Origin of the sequence: Marinomonas sp. CT5, from assembly GCF_018336975.1 — a bacterium.
Lineage (GTDB): Bacteria > Pseudomonadota > Gammaproteobacteria > Pseudomonadales > Marinomonadaceae > Marinomonas.
This window is the reverse complement of the sequence record NZ_CP025572.1, coordinates 3483136-3500883: the sequence shown is the minus strand read 5'-3', so window position 1 is coordinate 3500883 and position 17748 is coordinate 3483136. Positions and strand designations below refer to the sequence as shown.

General features: G+C 40.3%; 18 protein-coding genes and 1 pseudogene. All 19 read left to right on the top strand.

The genetic code is table 11. The annotated features are described in order from the left end of the window. The first annotated feature begins 13 nt into the window (after positions 1-13). Complete coding sequence (locus tag C0J08_RS16795) at positions 14-871, top strand: flagellar basal body L-ring protein FlgH (protein WP_212653064.1); 858 nt, start codon at positions 14-16, stop codon at positions 869-871. Between the two features lie 49 nt (positions 872-920). Then, complete coding sequence (locus tag C0J08_RS16790) at positions 921-2009, top strand: flagellar basal body P-ring protein FlgI (RefSeq protein WP_212653063.1); 1089 nt, start codon at positions 921-923, stop codon at positions 2007-2009. A 7-nt stretch (positions 2010-2016) separates the two neighbouring features. Next, entirely contained in the window at positions 2017-2991 is a 975-nt protein-coding gene (gene flgJ, locus C0J08_RS16785; RefSeq protein WP_212656345.1) for a flagellar assembly peptidoglycan hydrolase FlgJ, read from the top strand. Between the two features lie 239 nt (positions 2992-3230). Continuing rightward, positions 3231-5207: a flagellar hook-associated protein FlgK gene (flgK, locus tag C0J08_RS16780; RefSeq protein WP_212653062.1), complete on the top strand. Its 1977-nt coding sequence runs from the start codon at positions 3231-3233 to the stop codon at positions 5205-5207. Positions 5208-5211: 4 nt separating this feature from the next. Then, positions 5212-6522, top strand: coding sequence for a flagellar hook-associated protein FlgL (flgL, locus tag C0J08_RS16775; RefSeq protein ID WP_212653061.1), 1311 nt, complete (start codon positions 5212-5214; stop codon positions 6520-6522). Between the two features lie 22 nt (positions 6523-6544). After that, complete coding sequence (locus C0J08_RS16770; RefSeq protein ID WP_212653060.1) at positions 6545-8083, top strand: HD-GYP domain-containing protein; 1539 nt, start codon at positions 6545-6547, stop codon at positions 8081-8083. 350 nt (positions 8084-8433) lie between these two features. Continuing rightward, a pseudogene (locus C0J08_RS16765) lies at positions 8434-8914 on the top strand (flagellin N-terminal helical domain-containing protein); the annotation flags it as partial. Beyond that, positions 8911-9852, top strand: coding sequence for a flagellin (locus tag C0J08_RS22805; RefSeq protein WP_349304791.1), 942 nt, complete (start codon positions 8911-8913; stop codon positions 9850-9852). The pseudogene C0J08_RS16765 and the gene C0J08_RS22805, both read left to right, overlap by 4 nt. 677 nt (positions 9853-10529) lie before the next feature. After that, the gene (locus tag C0J08_RS16755) at positions 10530-10700 is read left to right on the top strand and encodes a hypothetical protein (protein ID WP_212653059.1); all 171 of its coding nucleotides are present in this window, start codon (positions 10530-10532) and stop codon (positions 10698-10700) included. Then, the gene (locus tag C0J08_RS16750) at positions 10693-10872 is read left to right on the top strand and encodes a hypothetical protein (protein WP_212653058.1); all 180 of its coding nucleotides are present in this window, start codon (positions 10693-10695) and stop codon (positions 10870-10872) included. The genes C0J08_RS16755 and C0J08_RS16750 overlap by 8 nt, the downstream gene beginning before the upstream one ends. Next, positions 10865-11044 carry a hypothetical protein gene (locus C0J08_RS16745; RefSeq protein ID WP_212653057.1) on the top strand — a complete coding sequence of 60 codons (180 nt, stop codon included), beginning with the start codon at positions 10865-10867 and terminating at the stop codon, positions 11042-11044. Before C0J08_RS16750 ends, C0J08_RS16745 begins: the two co-directional genes overlap by 8 nt. Beyond that, the gene (locus C0J08_RS16740; protein ID WP_212653056.1) at positions 11037-11216 is read left to right on the top strand and encodes a hypothetical protein; all 180 of its coding nucleotides are present in this window, start codon (positions 11037-11039) and stop codon (positions 11214-11216) included. The genes C0J08_RS16745 and C0J08_RS16740 overlap by 8 nt, the downstream gene beginning before the upstream one ends. Next, positions 11209-11388 (top strand): hypothetical protein, encoded by a 180-nt coding sequence (locus tag C0J08_RS16735; protein ID WP_212653055.1) that lies wholly within the window; start codon positions 11209-11211, stop codon positions 11386-11388. Before C0J08_RS16740 ends, C0J08_RS16735 begins: the two co-directional genes overlap by 8 nt. Before the next feature lie 494 nt (positions 11389-11882). Further along, positions 11883-12995, top strand: coding sequence for a flagellin N-terminal helical domain-containing protein (locus C0J08_RS16730; protein ID WP_212653054.1), 1113 nt, complete (start codon positions 11883-11885; stop codon positions 12993-12995). Positions 12996-13058: 63 nt separating this feature from the next. Then, positions 13059-13481 (top strand): flagellar protein FlaG, encoded by a 423-nt coding sequence (locus C0J08_RS16725; RefSeq protein WP_212653053.1) that lies wholly within the window; start codon positions 13059-13061, stop codon positions 13479-13481. 40 nt (positions 13482-13521) lie between these two features. Further along, complete coding sequence (gene fliD, locus C0J08_RS16720; RefSeq protein ID WP_212653052.1) at positions 13522-14877, top strand: flagellar filament capping protein FliD; 1356 nt, start codon at positions 13522-13524, stop codon at positions 14875-14877. Between the two features lie 42 nt (positions 14878-14919). Next, positions 14920-15360, top strand: coding sequence for a flagellar export chaperone FliS (gene fliS, locus C0J08_RS16715; RefSeq protein WP_212653051.1), 441 nt, complete (start codon positions 14920-14922; stop codon positions 15358-15360). Next, complete coding sequence (locus C0J08_RS16710) at positions 15353-15649, top strand: hypothetical protein (protein WP_212653050.1); 297 nt, start codon at positions 15353-15355, stop codon at positions 15647-15649. The genes fliS and C0J08_RS16710 overlap by 8 nt, the downstream gene beginning before the upstream one ends. Further along, entirely contained in the window at positions 15639-17747 is a 2109-nt protein-coding gene (locus tag C0J08_RS16705; protein ID WP_212653049.1) for a motility associated factor glycosyltransferase family protein, read from the top strand. The genes C0J08_RS16710 and C0J08_RS16705 overlap by 11 nt, the downstream gene beginning before the upstream one ends. Position 17748 lies beyond the last annotated feature (1 nt).

The window sequence follows — 17748 nt, the reverse complement described above, 5'->3', positions numbered from 1 at the left end:
TAGCGTGTGGAATATGATGAAGATTAAGTTTGCTTTTTTGGTTGCTTTTAGCGCTTGCTTGTCGGGCTGCCTTTCTTGGGATGTGAATGTGAATGAGCAAGCGGTTGCTAATGCCGCTGCCGCAGGTGCTGCAGGCGCATTAACGGATGCTGTCGTTGATGCGGTAACCAATAACAATGATACGGAAGAACAGACAACGCCAGAGGAAGCGCCTAGAGAAGGTTATGTTCCTAATCCGAATGACCCATTGAATGGTCCGAAAATTACGCATTCAATACAGTCCGATGACCCCTATTATGCGCCAGTATATCCGAACGGTATGGCTCCTTCCCAAGCTCCAACAGGTGGTATTTATCAGACTGGTATGGGAGACGTGTTTTTTGGCGACCAAAAAGCCAGTAAGGTTGGGGATATTTTGACCATCAACTTGAATGAAACAACAACGTCGACCAAAGCAAATGCGGCCACAGTGTCTAAATCATCATCAGCAACCATTGAAAACCCGACAGTCTTAGGGCAAGAGCTTAGAATGGATACCACGTTGCCGCAGCAAGGAACTGATTTTTCGGGAAATGCGTCGGCTAATCAAAATAACAGTTTAAGTGGAACCATTTCTGTTACTGTTTATAAGGCTTATCCTAATGGGCTGCTTGCTGTGCGTGGTGAGAAATGGCTACGTCTGAATCAAGGGGATGAATACATTCGGTTTTCCGGAATGGTGCGTAAACAAGATATTTCTCCTGATAATACGGTTGAGTCCGAGCGTGTGGCAGACGCAAGAATTACATACTCAGGTACGGGCGACGTGGCAGCTGGAAGTGAACAAGGTTGGGTGAGTCGTTTGCTTAATGCCAGTAACATGCCTTATTAATTTAATGATTTAACAGCTGGAGGCTTTTGCCTCTTAAATAGGTGATGCGATGAAGCTCATAGCACTAATTGTCTTATATTTATTATCTTTTTCTGTTCAGGCTGAACGTCTGAAGGACATTGCTAGTGTTCAAGGGGTTCGAGAAAACCAATTGTTTGGCTATGGTTTGGTTATTGGCCTTAATGGAACGGGTGATAGTACGCCTTTTACAAACCAAAGCTTTGCCAGTATGTTATCCCGCTTCGGCGTGACTTTGCCGCAAGGTGTTAGTGCAACATCGAAAAATATTGCCGCTGTATCATTGACAGCGACCCTGCCTGCCTTTTCTAAGCCTGGCCAAAAAATTGATGTTACGGCTTCTTCTATTGGTAATGCCAGTGCGTTGCGTGGTGGTACGTTGTTATTGTCGACACTAAAAGGTGCCGATGGTGCGGTGTACGCTATTGCGCAAGGTAACTTGGTTGTTGGTGGGTTAGGAACTAATGGAGCGGATGGCTCAAGAACCGCTGTTAATATACCCACAGTTGGCCGTATTCCTAACGGCGCAAGCGTTGAGCGAACGGTTCCGAGTAGTTTTAATACAGGCGACACTTTGACTTTTAATTTAAATCGACCAGATTTTACTACGGCAAAACAAGTATCCGATAAAATTAACAATTTACTCGGTCCTGGTGTCGCTACAACATTGGATGCTACATCAATTCGAGTGTCGGCACCTCGTGATCCTAGTCAGCGTGTTACGTATTTGTCGATTTTAGAGAATTTAGATGTTGAAGTGGCGGAAGAAAAAGCACGTATTGTTATTAACTCGCGAACTGGCACTATTATTATTGGTCAGCATGTTAAGGTCTCACCAGCAGCGATTACTCATGGCAGTTTAACGGTAACCATCAAAGAGGTTCCACCTGTTGCTGGGAAAGATGGAACGGTAACCGGTGGGGAAACTATCATTTCGCCTCGTGAAGGTATTGATATTGCTCCTGATAGTGGACATATGTTTGTTTTTGATCCTGGTGCGTCATTAAATGATATTGTTCGTGCGGTTAATCAGGTGGGCGCGGCTCCTGGTGACGTCATGGCAATTTTGGAAGGCTTAAAGCAAGCTGGCGCAATTAATGCGGACTTAGTGGTGATATAGTTTGGCGATGAATACTGTTCCACCAAAGCAAGATTTCTTTGCGGATTTTTCAAGTTTAACGGCTTTAAAGACGAAGGCGCAGCAGGATCCTGATGCCGCTCTAAAAGATGTGGCTCAGCAGTTTGAGTCTATTTTTATTAATATGCTGCTGAAAAATATGCGAAGCACTAATGAAGCGATAGGGAGTGATTTGTTCTCCAGTGCTCAAACAAAGCAATACCAAGAGATGATGGATTCTCAGATGTCACAAAGTTTGGCGAAATCTGGTGGGATTGGGTTGTCTGAAGCTTTGATTCGTCAATATCAAACTAAGCAGCAGGGCTTGTTTAGTTCTCCAGAAGCAAAACAACGAGGAGATGCCGATTTCCTGAATCAGGTGGCAAAACAGGACCTTGTTAGAATCAAGGCGTTGGCCCAGCGAGCTTCTACTGAATTTATCCATTCTGTACAACAAGAAGCATCAGACCTTTCTGCTGCTGAACAATCGTCAGCGCCGTCTGCGGTTTCAGTGATTTTTGATTCTCCTGATGAGTTTGTACAGAATTTATGGCCTCATGCTCAGCGAGTGGCGGCTAAGCTTGGTGTTAACCCAAAAGCAATATTGGCACAGGCCGCATTAGAGACGGGTTGGGGAAAATACCCTATTGCGAAGGAAGATGGGGCGGCTAGTTTTAACTTATTTGGTATTAAAGCCGATAACCGCTGGCAAGGTGATCGAGCTGTTGTAAACACATTGGAGTTTAGAGATGGTATAGCAAAACGCGAAAAAGCAGCGTTTCGTGCCTACAATTCTTTTTCTCAGAGTTTTGAAGATTATGCTGATTTCCTTTCAACGAGTGAGCGGTATAAAGATGCCCTTGAATCTGGAAAAGACGCGTCAATGTTTGCCGCTTCTTTGCAAAAAGGGGGATATGCAACGGACCCTAAGTACGCAGAGAAAATTGATAACATTCTTTCTAGTAAATGGTTTCAGAAGTTATAGCGTTTTTCTGGTCGTGAACCTTTGTGAGAGAGCCGTTCAAAAGAAGCTTGTATGCCTTGCATTGCTTGGGTTTTGGGTTATTTAAGCCTATTTAGTTTCTATTTTTTCAGTGTATTTTATCCCTTATCTAAATAATAAAATTCTCAAATTTCCATCTTTGGTAAAGTTTTTGCATAAGTAGTGATTAGAGACAAAAATATCTAATGGTTACTTCTGAAAACGTACTAGGGGTGTGAGCTATGAGCTCAAGTTTATATTCAATTGGTTTGTCTGGACTGCAGTCCAGTAATGCCCGTATTAACACTACAGGGCAGAATACATCCAATGTGGATACTGAGGGTTATAGCCGTCAAAGAACGGACACCACTAGTTCACCTGTTGGTGGTGTTGTTCTTCGTGATACGTCTCGACTTGTCGATAATTTTGTAAGTTCACAGGTTCGTACGGATACCTCCACTTTTTCTTATTACGATGCTTATCAGTCGATGATATCCACGTCTGATAATTTGTTGGCTGAAGACAGCATTTCGTTAAACACTTATCTCAATAAATCTTTTGATGCTTTGCAAACAGTTAATAACGACCCAACTTCATCGTCATTACGACAGCTTGCTCACTCAAGCTTGCAAAACTTGGTGCAGCAATATCATGTTCTGTCTGGTGTGGTGAGTGATCAAGAGGGGTTGGTTGATGAGCAGCTGTCTTCTTCTTTAGAGGATGTAAATGCGATTACTTCGGAAATCTCTAATTTGAATGGAAAGATTCTTAAACAAGAAGGTCTATCTATTTCTCCAGCGAATGAGCTTCGTGATCAGCAGGAGCTTTTAGCAAAAAATCTCTCTAAATACTTAGATATTAATGCACAATTTAATGATAAAGGTTTAATGACCATCCAATTGGCAAATGGTCAGCCTTTAGTCATGGATCAATATCCTACAAAAATAACAGTGAGACCAAACCCATTACAGCCGAAAAAAATCGATTTGGCGGTAAATTTTGGCGACTATGAAGTTGGATTAAAAACTCAGGGATTAGGTGGAAGTGTTGGCGGATTAATTGATTATCGTTCGGAGTTTAGTGTGTATGCTGATAGAACTTTAGGGCAGCATGCGATAGCTTTGGCTGATGCAATGAATACCCAGAATAAAAAAGGTATTGATGCTAATGGCGAATTTGGTCAAAATTTATTCTCATTGGGAAAAATTAATGTTTACTCAAGTTCTGACAATCTTCACAAGGTTAAGAATATCTCAGTCAAAGTATCTGATGGTCAGTCAGCTAAAATAACCAAAGACACTTTTGAGTTGACTCGAACTGATGATAATCACTTTTCGATTAAGAAATTTGACCTTAATGGTCAATCTACCGAGAAACCTATTACATTTGATCCGAGTACCTTAGCCAAAGATAGCGATGGCTATTTTACAATAGAAGAGCTGGGCATTGATCTGCGTTTGGCGGATATTAATGAAATAGACAGTGATGACGTGTTTCGTTTTACTCCGACTGAAGGGGCGGCCAAAGGTTTGTCTTTATTTGCAAAAAATGGTGAAGCGTTAGCATTGAGCGCTCCTATTGCTGTGAATACTAGTTCTGATAATTTGTCTGATGCAAAAATTTCTTTAACCTCAGTGACTAATACTAATCCTGAGTCTTCGGCTTTTTCTTCAGATGGGCCGCTTTACCCAAGTGCACCCCATGAAATTTATTTCACATCACCAAGTTCCTATGTTGTTAGGGATGCTTCTGGCGTCGAGATTGCTTCGGTTAGTAATGTTACTCAGTACACTAAATTACTTGAACAAGCAGGGTTATCTGAAGAAGCGGGCTTTGATGTGTCTGTTTCGTCTAAGCCTCACCGAGGTGATGTGTTTACAATGAGTACTGATAATCTTGGTGTGTCTGATAACTTTAATGGTTTAGCATTAGCAGACTTGCAGAATAAGTCTGTTGTGGCTGGGAAAGCCACGTTGATGAAAGCTTTTTCTGGATTTATTTCTTATGTTGGCAGTAAAACGGCCGAAATAGAGGGTCATGCTGATGCCAGTAAAATTGTTATGGATGAAAGTGTGGCACGCAGGGATAGATTGTCAGCAGTTAGTCTTGATGAGGAAGCTGTAAACCTTTTGAAATATCAACAATCTTATTCCGCTTCTGCTCAGGTCGTGACAGCAGCTCGAACAACGTTTGAGACACTGCTTGGGATTATGAGGTAAGTTTATGCGTGTAACAAATAACTTAATTTACGGCCAAGCAAGTAAATCAATCGGCCAAGCCAATGACAAGATTCTTAATATTCAAAGTAAGATTGGCGCTCAAACAAATATATTAAAACCCAGTGATGACCCTGTTGGTGCCAGTCAGATTCTTTTGTACGATGGAAAAAACCAGACCCTAAAACAATATGATGAGGCCATGAAAATGGCTAAAGGGAACTTGGAGTATCAAGAAGTCGCATTAGATAGTATGAATGACTTCTTAGATACTGCTGCGGCCTTATTTATCCAGGCGCAAAATGATATTAATACTCAAGCTGACGTTAATGCGATTGCCCATGAGATTTCTTTAATTACAGAATCTATGGCTGACTTAATGAATTCTAAGAATGCAGACGGAGGCTATATTTTTGCGGGTACGGATTCTCAAAGCCCTGCTTTTGTTTTAGGCAGTGACGGACGATATCATTGGTCGGGAAATGAAGGGCAGAAATACGCCCAGATTTCAGAGGATTTAAAAATCCCTGTCACTAATTCAGGTAAAGCGTTATTTCAGGATATTTGGACCAATCGTACCTTTAATGCAAAAATTGTTGATGGCAATGTGTTAATGACCGATAAAATTCAAGATCAGTCAGATTTAGATGCTTTTATGGCCAAAAATTATGATCCTGAACACCCCGAGTTAAATACGTATCAACTGACGACTTCTTACCCAGAAGGGGAAGGCCCTAAAGCGGATGCTGGAAATTCCAAAAATGATGATAGTGATACAGAAGAAAAACCAAATAACTATCATTTATACACCGGTATGCCAGCTAACTATGTGATTAAAAATAGTAAGGGTGAAGAGATAGAATCTGGTACTTATACTATTGGTAAACCAATTGTTTTTTCTGGGATGTCTTTTATATTAGATGGGGAGCCTGGTGCTTCGGTTGATATTACGCTTAACAAACCAGTAAAAGATAACGTTCTTAATCAGATTAATGATTCATTAGCGGTGTTGAGAGATGTGAATTCTACTTATGAAGAGCGTGAAGCTGCATTTTTTAGTGCGACTTACAGTATTAATAGTGCTCGACAAAGAATAGGTGACGGGCGATCTGAAATCGGTGCAAGATTGAATATGATCGAAGATCGTGAGGATTATAGTTCTGCGAACCAATTATCTAATACTGTGGCTCAAAGCCGAGAAGGTGAGTTAGATATGGGGGCAGCCGCAACGGAATTGTCGATGAAAGAGTCGGCACTAAATGCATCGCAAAAAGTGTTTTCTCGTATGAGTAACCTGTCTTTATTTAATCAGATGTAATGTATCGTAAAAGGTAAGTAAGATGTCGGCATTTAAACTTGAGTCATGTTTTGGGGCTGATATCAATGTCGGGTATTTTGATATGGTAGAAATACTCGACATATTAGGCATTAAAAAAGAGGTTGTTGGCTGTAAAAGAGTTCAAAGCATTATAAAAACTCATGGCCGAAAAAATCGTTTAGTTAGTATCGCTATGCGTCAAGTGGCTTTTGACGTTTTACGTCCTACCTTAGACTCTTCATTTCTTCCTTATGATCCTTTTTTTTCTGATGATAAATTACTTAATACTAAGCGTGAACGTTTATATGATGCGGAAGAGCGACTGCTTTTGCTCTGTATGTCTATTGCATCTGGTCGCTCGGTTAAAAGTTTAAAAAAACTTAATCCGGATTTCACAACAAAAGAATTGCGCAATAAACATACAAAAAATCAAAGTTTGTTTCGCTATTTTAGACAAGAATTAAATGATCAAACGAGAGAATATATTCTTAGTCATAAAAAGCGTTCTAATGAGAATAATGAAGGTGAAGCAAAAAGCACTGCAGCCTATATAGACACAAGTTTCCAAGCGAAGAAAGCCGAAGCAGCTCAAAAAAAAGTGCTGGAAATGAAGTGTATCCCCACTTCGTTTGATGATGAAACAGTTACGGCTTTTAAACTTTTCAAAGATGGTCATGCCTTATTGGCGTCACAAGTTGAGCTATTTAAGCGTGGTGAGCAGCTTGATATGCCGGATTTGATGAAGTTTTGTCGACGTTTGATTGAATCTCATACTCGTAATAATTTCGCTTTAATGGCCATTCGCCATATAAAAGACGCTTCTATTTATCTAGAGCAACATGCTATAGGGATGGCCGTTCTTGGTATTCACTTTGCTAAGGCGATGAAGCTATCTGATGCCTATATTGAAGTTATCGCACTTGGAGCATTGTTGTTTGATTTAGGGCGTTTTCGACTGCCAATGGTAATGATGACAAAAACAACAAAAATGACTGATGCGGAATTTGATCTATTTCGTAAACATATAAAGTTTGGGGAGCAAATATTGCAGCAATGCGAGAATGTTCCTAAAGCCGTCTATCAGATGCTTTTTGATCACCATGAAAAGGTTGATGGATCCGGCTATCCAGAAGGTAAATTAGACCAAGAAATTTCTGTATATGGCAAAATTGCCGCTATTATTGACGCTTACGATGCAATGACTTCGGAGCAATCTCATAAGCCTTCAATGGGACCGATTAAAGCTTATCGACAAATGCAGAAAGAATCAGGGCTGGCATTTGATAAACAGCTATTAACCGTTTTTTTAAAGAGTATTGGTAGTATACCTGTTGGATCTTGTGTTTCTTTATCTAATGGTCGTGTTGGCTTTGTGCTGACTTTAAATAAATCCTTTAAGCCTTCTTTGGTTCGTCAAGTATACAGTATGACGAATAAAGCGTTTATGGCTGCGTCGGATATTGAGCTAAATAAATCAGCCAATCTTAGAACCGAGGTTGTTATTGAAAAAGAAGTAGATCCGCAAACATTAGGTTTGCAATTTATTAATCACATCTCGTAATTTTTCTTAGCATTTTTTTGTTTTTAGGGTTCTAAAGCGCTGTCATTTTTTTATCGTTATTTTTAAGGCGGTGCTCCTTGTGAGTACCGCCTTTTTTATCTAAAAAATTCACTTAATGTTCGTCTTTTTTCCTATTTGTTTAACTTTAACTCTAAAGTTATCCCTCTCTTGTTCGATAACCGTTTGTACGTTTTTTTACGCGAATAAAAAAACAAAAAAGTTTAAAAAAGTACAAAAAATATTAAAGGTTACCACGTTTGTGTCGATAACTTTTATAAGAGACAAAAACCCCAAAAAATCAATTAAATCAGAGGGTTGTCTTGTGGTTAAAATTCTTAGGAGAGAAGAAAATGGCTTTATATGTAAACACAAATGTGTCATCGCTGAATGCTCAGCGTCAGTTAACAAGTAGTGGTAAAACACTCGATACAGCGTATCAAAGATTGTCTTCAGGTCTTCGTATTAACAGTGCGGGTGATGACGCTGCGGGTTTGCAAATATCTAACCGATTGACCTCCCAGATTAACGGTTTGAATCAGTCTGTCCGAAATGCAAACGATGGTATTTCATTGGCTCAAACAGCTGAAGGTGCCTTAGAAGAAACAACCAATATGCTTCAGCGTATGCGTACATTGTCTATTCAGTCAGCAAATGGTTCGAACGCTGATGAAGACCGTATCGCACTACAGCAAGAAATGGGGCAGCTTGCTCAAGAAATTAACCGAATTGCAGACATCACTACATTTGGTGGTCGAACTCTGCTTGATGGCACCTATAAAGGTATTTTCCAAGTTGGTGCAGATGCAAACCAAACCATTAGTTTTTCAATGGAATATGGTGGCATAAATAATTCTATCAACCTGGCTGGTAATGGCGGCTTTACTATTTCCGGTTTGACTTCCGGTGTTCCTTACGTAGAACCAGAAGAGCCAGAGGAGCCTAAGAAAGATCCTTTCGAGATTATTCCTACCGAAGACGGTGGTTTTGTTAATCAGTATGGCGATGCCATTAATGAAGATGGTCATTTGATTAACGAAAATGGCGAATTAATTAACGAAGAAGGCCAACGTGTAAATGAAAATGGCATTCTGATGAACGAAAACGGTGAGCTTGTCAACGAAGAAGGAAAACGTGTTAACGAGAACAATGTTCTTATTGATGAGCAAAATCGTCCAATTAACGCGAATGGTGTGTTGATTGATGAAAATGGTACGCCAATTAATGAAGATGGTACGCCAAGAGAAGATGTCTTGAACGAAGACGGTACTATTTTAAAAGCGGATGGTACGACAGAGCACCCAGACGGCAGTATATCTTTTCCAGATGGCCGCATTATTCATCCCGACGGCTCAATTGAGCAACCAGATGGGACTATTAATCACCCAGATGGCTCAGTGACGCAGCCTGATGGAACGGTTATTGAGGCGGAGAAAAAATACGGTACGCCTTTGGTTACGGCAGACTCTGTATCGATTACTGATGTGAAAAACTCACAAAGTATGATTGCTATGTTGGATACCATGATTCAAGCCGTTGACTCCAAGCGAGCAGAACTAGGTGCCGTACAAAACCGATTTAGTTCAACAGTGAATAACTTGTCTAGTATTTCTGAAAACGTAGCAGCGGCACGCTCTCGTGTTCGAGATGCTGACTATGCTGCTGAAACGGCGTCATTAACAAGCTCACAAATTATCCAGCAAGCCAGTTCTACGATCTTGGCACAAGCGAACCAGAGACCACAGGCGGCTTTAGCTTTGCTAGGGAATTAACCGCTAGACTTTGAAGCCTCTAAATATGATGAGGCTTCATTTAAACATTCGAGTTTTCTCGGAATATAGGCAACTTCTCTCTCCTAGAGGTGCCTTTTTAGCCGGGTGATTTTTCACCTGGCTTTTTTTTGCCCAAATAACGTGTTTTTGGGTCTTTAGGGCAGTGTTTTAAGGCTTATGCCAAAGACAGTTCAGAATTTAAGACTGACTTTGAGATTGGCTTTTGTTGTCTGATGGTGTGTTTAGAAAAGGTGTTTTTTTATAAATGGTCTTTTCAGCGTGATTACTCATCAGATGTGGAAATTAATGGAATATTTGGTGGGGTACTCGTATCCGAATCGAACTGAAAGAACAGTTTGGATTGCCTGCTTTTTTTGTCAAAGGCGGTTTGCTTGTCTTTTTAAAGCGATCTAATTTGATGTCTAGTTTATATGGCAGGCTCTTCAGGCTCAGTATCATACCTTGGCTCTCTTGCTTATGTTTTATGGATAGCAAAGAGGGAGTGAATGGCTATGTCAAAAATTGGGCCCGCCACTTTTCCATCCTCTGCGTTTTAAGTTTTAGACCTCAACAGGATGATCTATTTGCTTTTTTGAAAAGCAATGAGCTGTTGAATGTTTATGTGTGTTGTCTTTTTCGTTCATCTCTTTCTGGCCCAAATGGGCGAAGGTGGTCTGATGAATAGTCATGATGATATTTTGCAGTGGTGTTTTTCTGTCCGGCGTTTGTTGGAAACTCTGCCTCAATTCTATTTACCTATCTGCTTAATTCGGCATGACCTGCCATGTTCGCTTGGTTTTCAGCTGTGTGTGCCTGTTCCGTTTGTATGGGGAGTTCAGGATGAATAGCCAGGTCATTAACGGCGATATTTTGCTGTGGCGTTTTGCTGTTCGGCGTTGGCTAGACACTCTGCCTCAACTCTATTTGTCGGTCTGCTCAATTCGACACCTTCCGCCATGTTTGTTCGGTCGCCGAATGAGTGTGTCTGTTCCACTTGAGTGGGGAGTCCAAGATGAATAGCCAGATCATTAATAGCGATATTTTGCTGTGGCGTTTTGTTGTTCGGCGTTTGTTGGGAGCTCTGCCTCAATTCTACTTACCTGTCTGTTTAATTTGGCATGAATTGCCATGTTTGTTCGGTCGACAAATGAGTGTGTCTGTCCCACTTGAGTGGGGAGTCCAAGATGAATAGCCAGATCATTAATAGCGATATTTTGCTGTGGCGTTTTGTTGTTCGGCGTTTGTTGGGAACTCTGCCTCAATTCTATTTGCCTGTTTTATCAATTCGACACCTTCTGTCATGTTCGCTCGCTTGTCGAGTGGGCGTGTCTGTTCCACTTGAATGGGGGCTTCAAGATGAATAGTCAGATCATTAACGGCGATATTTTGCTGTGGCGTTTTGTTGTTCGGCGACGGCTAGACACTCTGCCTAAATTCTATTTGCCGGGCTGCTCAATTCGACACCTTCCGCCATGTTCGCTCGCTTGTCTAGTGGGTGTGTCTGTTCCACTTGAATGGGGACTTCAAGATGAATAGTCAGATCTTAAATAGAGATATTTTGCGAAGACATATAACTGTTAAGTCGTTGTGCGTGGCTTTAGCAGAATGGCGCCTTGTGTCTTTTTTATCCGTTTGTTGAGAGGAGATGACTATCAATTTTGATTGTTATTTTGAGCGGCAAAAAACACTCCTTTTTTGTGGGGAAATTTGCCGGAAGAGGCAAAATCAGGGCGCAAATTTTGGCAATAATTTAAGGGTTATATCTCCGCTTCGTGAAAATAGAGAGATTTTAAGAAAAATGTGCGTTTTTTGTCTTTTTTAAAGAAATTGCAAAGATTTTTCTAAAAATAAATTGTTTCTAAATGTCTTTAGAAACAATGAATTAGGCATTTTTTTGCCGTTTGATGGGAGTTTTTTTACCGAATGTGGGAAAAAAAATTCCTAAATTGACTAAAGGTTTTCAAAGTGTTGTCGAAAACCTTATACGAGCTGCTTTATTTGCAGGATAAAATGAAAACTAGGAGGCTATAATGGCTTTATACGTAAATACGAATATTTCATCTTTAAGTGCTCAGCGACAGTTGATGAAATCAGGTAATACTCTAGATACCTCTTTCCAGCGTTTGTCTTCTGGTTTGCGTATTAACAGTGCGGCAGACGATGCGGCAGGTTTACAGGTATCTAACCGATTAACCTCTCAGGTTAATGGTTTGAATCAGGCTGTTCGTAACGCCAATGATGGTATTTCTGTTGCGCAAACTGCGGAAGGTGCATTGGATGAAACGACAAACATGCTGCAACGTATGCGTACTTTGTCTATTCAATCTGCGAATGGCTCGAACTCTGAAGATGATCGTAAAGCGCTTCAACAAGAAATTAGTGCTTTGTCTACAGAGATTGACCGTATCGCCTCTGATACAACCTTTGGTGGACGTGCTCTACTAGATGGTAGTTACGAGGGTGTATATCAAGTTGGTGCTGATGCAAACCAAACAATCAGCTTTGACTTGAGTAAAGGTGATAACCAGGATTATGCAAATAATGGTGGCTTCACGATGGCTGGTTTGTCTTCAAACGCTGCAGATGAAGCAAAATATCAAGAAGAAGTTGATACTTTTGAAGCAAGAACCGCTGAGTATAATGCTCAGAAAGAAGCTGCAAAAGCAGAAGCAAGAGCAGAAGCTGAAGCCAATGGTGAAGAGTATGTAGACCCTGAGATTCAAGCGAAAGCTGATGCAGAAGCTCGTGGCGAAGTTTATGTAGACCCTAACGCTCCTAAAATGCCAGAGCCACCAGCGAGTCGTTCTAGAAGTTTTGGCGATCAAGAGCAAGGTTTTGGAGCACCATCTGTTACAACGATGGCCAATGCACAAAGTATGATCGATATTTTGGATAATATGATTTCTGCTGTAGGCTCTAAACGTGCCGAATTAGGTGCTGTTCAAAACCGTTTGGGTTCAAGTATCAGTAACTTGAGTAACATACAAGAAAACGTATCCGCTGCACGTTCACGTGTACGTGATGCTGACTTTGCTGAAGAAACTGCTAAACTAACAAGTGCTCAGATTCTTCAACAGGCGAGCTCATCAATTTTGGCTCAAGCAAACCAACGTCCGCAAACAGCGTTGTCTCTTCTAGGCTAAAATTAGTGGTAACGGAAAGCTGGAGCTTTGTTCCAGCTTTTGTTTCATTCAGAGGACTAGTGTATGTCTATTAATTCTAGTGATTTTTCTAAACAGTCTTTGGGAGTCGTTGCTACTAGGCAGGATCAGCGTACGGGAGAGCAATTTAGGGCGCAACGTGAAGCGAATGCTAAAGCTATTCAAAATTCGGCCGATAGTAACAAGGCGGATAATAAGAGTAGCAATCAGAGTTTTGCGCATTCGCCTAAAATTGATCCTGAAAAAATTGTGAATGCTAATAAAAAGATGTCTCAGCTGAACGTTCAATTATCATTTGAGATGACGGAAGATAGAAGCAAAAATATCGTTAAAGTATTAGATCAAACAACAGGTGACGTGGTTCGTCAGATGCCGACAGAAGAGTTTCTAAAAATGTCGGAAAGAATTGATGCTATCATGAGTCAGTTAAGTGATGTGAAAGGAACATTAGTTAATAGTGAAGTTTGATTTGTTGTAAATATAAGGTGTTGAAACTAGGAGATTTTGTATGGCTATTGGCTCATTAGGTGCTGGATCCGGTATGGATCTTGAGTCTCTAGTAAGTGATATGGTAAGCGCCAGAAGAGATACAAAAGTAAAATTATATGAAGACAAGTTAGCTGGTTACGAAGCCGAACTCTCTGCCCTTGGTTCAGTGGGTTCAGCAATAGATAATTTTAAAACCTTCGTGAAAAACTTAAACGATGATACGCTTTTTTCTGGCCGTAATGCCATTGTCGAGCAGAAAAATGGCAAAGAAGCTTTCACGGTTACTCCTGATAAAACGGCTTCCACTGATAAATACTCGATTCAAGTAAACCAGTTGGCTAAAGGTAGCCGTCTCATTTCAGATATCACATCCTTTTCCTCACGAGATGAAGTCGTTACCTCATCTGGCGGTAAGCTTACCTTAACGGCTGGTGATGAAGAGCTTGAGTTGGATGTCAAACCTGGTACGACCTTGTCAAAACTTCGTGAGCTGATAAATTCTGAAGGGAAAGATTTTGGCGTCTCTGCTAACTTAGTAGATGACGGTGAAGGCCATATGTTTTTCACCATCACCTCAACAAAAACAGGGGCAGGAAACACACTCAATATTGATAGTAGTAACTTAACGTTAGACAGCGCAGCATTAGGTGGTTTTTTTCCTGGTTTAAGTGTTCCTGAAGGTGGTGAAGCGCAAGATGCCTATATTACTGTTGATGGTATTTCAGTACGTAGTGACTCTAATGATTTTGATGATGCTATTGCGGGACTTTCTATTAAGGCTTTGGATGTATCAAAAGAACCTGCCAAAGTTGAAGTGACCTACAACAAAGAGCAAGTTGAAGAAAGCATTCAAGGTTTCGTAAATTCCTATAATGAGTTAATCGCTGTTTTTAAACAGAACTCCGCAAAAGGTGCTGTTTTAAATGGCAACAGTATGATTCGAAATTTAAGTACCTCTTTGGCAGGTGACTTAATGTCTAATCGTGGCAGTCCAAACAGTCCATTTACTTCTATTTTTGATGTTGGCGTTGAGCTGCTAGATAATGGCACTCTCTCTTATGATAGTGAAAAATTTAATCGTGCCGCTGATACCGATTTCGACGCTGTAGCTTCTTTGTTTGTTGGGGATAATGGATTAGCAAAGTCTCTTGATAGCTTGTTAGATAGCTATACAGGTCCAAGAGGAATGAATAGTACCCTAAAGGATTCTGTATCTAAGTCGATAAGTAATACTGAAGAGTCACTTGCTGACTACGAGGCACGCATGGAGAAGTACGAAGCATCTTTGCGCAGTAAGTTCACTAGCTTAGACACCCAGCTTGCGAACATGAATGCTCAAGGTGATTATCTGAACTCAATGCTAAATAAAATGTAATATGGCGACGCTGTCGTTTTTGTAAATATTTGAGGTTGTTTTATGTACGGGAAAAAAGGGATTCAGGCCTATAAAAAGGACTCTATTAAATCCGATTTAGCCTCGGCAGATCCTCATAGAGTCATACAACTTTTAATGCAGGGTGCTTTAGAACGCTTAGCGTTGGGTAAGGGCTGCATTGAACGTGCAGATTGGGCCGGAAAAGCGGCTGCTTTTACTCGCGCAATTGAGATCATCAATGCACTTAGAGACGCCTTAGACCGAGATGTTAATCCTGAGCTTGTTGACAATTTAGACGGATTGTATGATTACATGATTATCCGCATTAATGAGGCCAGTGTATCGAAAGATTGTGCTGTTATTGATCAAGTCATTGCTTTGATACTACAAATTAAAGGTGCTTGGGATCAAATCACGGAAGCTGATAAACAGCAAGCTTACAGTGGTGCAAATGATGTGACAGCTGGGGCTGTTAATGCTTGATCTAGAGCAGTTGACCCAGTTAACTGAAGATTTAGAAAAAGCAGTATCATTAGAAAATTCAGATGAAATTCAGCGCTTGTGTTCAGAGTATAATGATTTTATCTTTTCATTAGCACCTGAAAAAGAAAATGTTCTAGCCAATGAAAAGTTAAAGTCTTTTATTAAAGTTCACCAGTCAGCAACGCAAATACTCAAAAATACCCACAAAGCAATGCAAAATCAGTTGTATCAATCTATCAAAGTCCGTAAAAGTGTCAGTAAATATAAAGGCGTGAAGCATGCAGAATGAAGACAATGGCTCTAAAATTAAGCATGCAGAGGAATTTCTCGCGACCTTCAAAGAAGGGGTCGTTAGGTTAAGAGAAAAAGACCAAGAGCTCACAGATCGTTATATTAAAAATATGACAACCTTCTCTCAGATCATGCCGCATATTTATGAAGAGCTCCAAGGTTATCAGCCTAAAAAACGCTATGTTTATATGGAAGAATCTGGGGATATGAATGTATTTAGGGAAGACATTGGTGTTCCTTTATTTTCAAAAGACCCTAGAGCTCAAGCCAAAGACAAAGTCGATTATGCGCTTTCTAAGCCTGCGAAAACCCTTCTTAATCTTGAGCGCTCTGTTAATAATGAGAGCCGTCATGTCTTTTATAGCAATAAAATTCTCGACGAAGTTGAAGTTCAATCTGTTGGTTTAGCAAAGCAGGACGAATGGCCAGATTTTGTCGGTGCCGCTATTGTGTTTGGCATAGAATTTGGTTATCAACTTGAATTACTGCTTAGTAGAAGAGAAATAAAGCACCTTTACCTTTACGAAAGTGACTTAGACTTTTTTCACTATTCTTTGTATGCGATAGATTGGGAAGACATACTAGAAAAGTTTAATCGCGATGGTAGGACAATTCATTTTTTCTTAGGCATCCAACCGGACGAATTTACAGATACTTACCTCCTTCAGTTACAAGAAAATGGTTACTTCTTAGCACCGGAAACGTACCTTTTCATGGGCTATAAAAGCCCTGAAAATAATAAAGCCTTTGAATATTTTAAAAAACATTATTCGCGTCAAGTTATGGGATGGGGTTTCTTTGACGATGCTTTAATTGGTATTGCTCAAGGCCTAAGATCATTACCTAAAACGAAAGTCGCTCATTTCCAAGGTCGTGAAAAATTACCGAAATGGGTGACTAATGTGCCTGTTTTTATTTTAGGAAATGGTCCTTCACTTGATCAAGGTATTGAATTGATCAAGGAGGTTCGTGAGCAGGTCTTGTTAATATCATGTGGTTCCACAATTAATACCCTTAGTAAATTGGGTATTGTTCCTGATATTCATGTGGATATTGAGCGCATGAAACAGACAGTTGATAAGTTTCTCTTTTTAGATAAAGAGTATTTGAAAGGTATTTGGGGGCTGAGTGTTGATGTTATGCACCCTGAATATTTTGATTACTTTGAGCGTTCTGGAATGGGCTTGAAACCAGGTGAAGCTATTACCTCATTGATTTTAGGGCATGCCCGTGCTCAAGGTGATGACAAAAATTATGTTCAACTGAATTACTGTAATCCTGTTGTTGCCAATTTGGCTTTGTCTTATGTGCATTTATTTGGTCTTAATAATGTTTATTTCCTAGGTATCGATAACGGGTTTAAAGACAAAAATACCCATCATTCTGCGCACAGTGGTTATTATAAAGATGGTAAAGAAACTGGTTTTCAGACTTTCCAAGAAGCGGTACTAGTTGAACGAGAAGGGAACTTTGGTGGCACAGTTTATGCGACGGGCATGATGGATACTACCAGAGTACAACTTGAATCTCTTATTCGATCTTTGAAAAAACGCCGTAATTTTGAGAGCTATAATTTATCGGATGTGGCGAAAATTGAAGGCGTGACCCCACTGCCGATTGAAGATGTTCTTATTACAGATCCTGTCATTGACCACAAAAAAGTTATTGATTTGTTAGAGAGTGCTTTCTTTACGGATCCGCCTACTGCTATTTTGCAACAAACAACAGATAGCCTCATTTCTGTGGATGATTTTCTCAAGATTAGTAAAACGCTTCGAAGTGGTTGGGACGATACGATTAAAACGCGTGAAGATGTTTGTAACCTGCTTTGGTCTTATCACCGTGAGATTTATTTTTTACGAGGCAGTGTTTACCGTCATATTCATGACCTGTTGATAGGCTCTTTTACTTATTCCGCTTTTCTAATAGTGCAGTTTTTATTTAAGTATGAGGACGAAGCGGAAACGGTTGCTCGTGCGCGCCACTTGTTCACACCTTGGTGTGAATTTTTGGAAGAAATGCCAAGCATGCTGCAACAAGCGTCTGATTATGTGGATCAAGGCAACGATCACCTTATCACTTATTACAATGGTTAAT

Coding starts and splice junctions, on each gene's coding strand:
- C0J08_RS16710 (WP_212653050.1), top strand. CDS start 15,353: ATGCTTGATCTAGAGCAGTTGACCCAGTTAACTGAAGATTTAGAAAAA.
- fliS (WP_212653051.1), top strand. CDS start 14,920: ATGTACGGGAAAAAAGGGATTCAGGCCTATAAAAAGGACTCTATTAAA.
- flgJ (WP_212656345.1), top strand. CDS start 2,017: ATGAATACTGTTCCACCAAAGCAAGATTTCTTTGCGGATTTTTCAAGT.
- C0J08_RS22805 (WP_349304791.1), top strand. CDS start 8,911: ATGGAATATGGTGGCATAAATAATTCTATCAACCTGGCTGGTAATGGC.
- C0J08_RS16750 (WP_212653058.1), top strand. CDS start 10,693: ATGAATAGCCAGGTCATTAACGGCGATATTTTGCTGTGGCGTTTTGCT.
- C0J08_RS16730 (WP_212653054.1), top strand. CDS start 11,883: ATGGCTTTATACGTAAATACGAATATTTCATCTTTAAGTGCTCAGCGA.
- flgL (WP_212653061.1), top strand. CDS start 5,212: ATGCGTGTAACAAATAACTTAATTTACGGCCAAGCAAGTAAATCAATC.
- C0J08_RS16740 (WP_212653056.1), top strand. CDS start 11,037: ATGAATAGCCAGATCATTAATAGCGATATTTTGCTGTGGCGTTTTGTT.
- C0J08_RS16745 (WP_212653057.1), top strand. CDS start 10,865: ATGAATAGCCAGATCATTAATAGCGATATTTTGCTGTGGCGTTTTGTT.
- C0J08_RS16735 (WP_212653055.1), top strand. CDS start 11,209: ATGAATAGTCAGATCATTAACGGCGATATTTTGCTGTGGCGTTTTGTT.
- C0J08_RS16790 (WP_212653063.1), top strand. CDS start 921: ATGAAGCTCATAGCACTAATTGTCTTATATTTATTATCTTTTTCTGTT.
- C0J08_RS16770 (WP_212653060.1), top strand. CDS start 6,545: ATGTCGGCATTTAAACTTGAGTCATGTTTTGGGGCTGATATCAATGTC.
- C0J08_RS16795 (WP_212653064.1), top strand. CDS start 14: ATGATGAAGATTAAGTTTGCTTTTTTGGTTGCTTTTAGCGCTTGCTTG.
- fliD (WP_212653052.1), top strand. CDS start 13,522: ATGGCTATTGGCTCATTAGGTGCTGGATCCGGTATGGATCTTGAGTCT.
- flgK (WP_212653062.1), top strand. CDS start 3,231: ATGAGCTCAAGTTTATATTCAATTGGTTTGTCTGGACTGCAGTCCAGT.
- C0J08_RS16755 (WP_212653059.1), top strand. CDS start 10,530: ATGAATAGTCATGATGATATTTTGCAGTGGTGTTTTTCTGTCCGGCGT.
- C0J08_RS16725 (WP_212653053.1), top strand. CDS start 13,059: ATGTCTATTAATTCTAGTGATTTTTCTAAACAGTCTTTGGGAGTCGTT.
- C0J08_RS16705 (WP_212653049.1), top strand. CDS start 15,639: ATGCAGAATGAAGACAATGGCTCTAAAATTAAGCATGCAGAGGAATTT.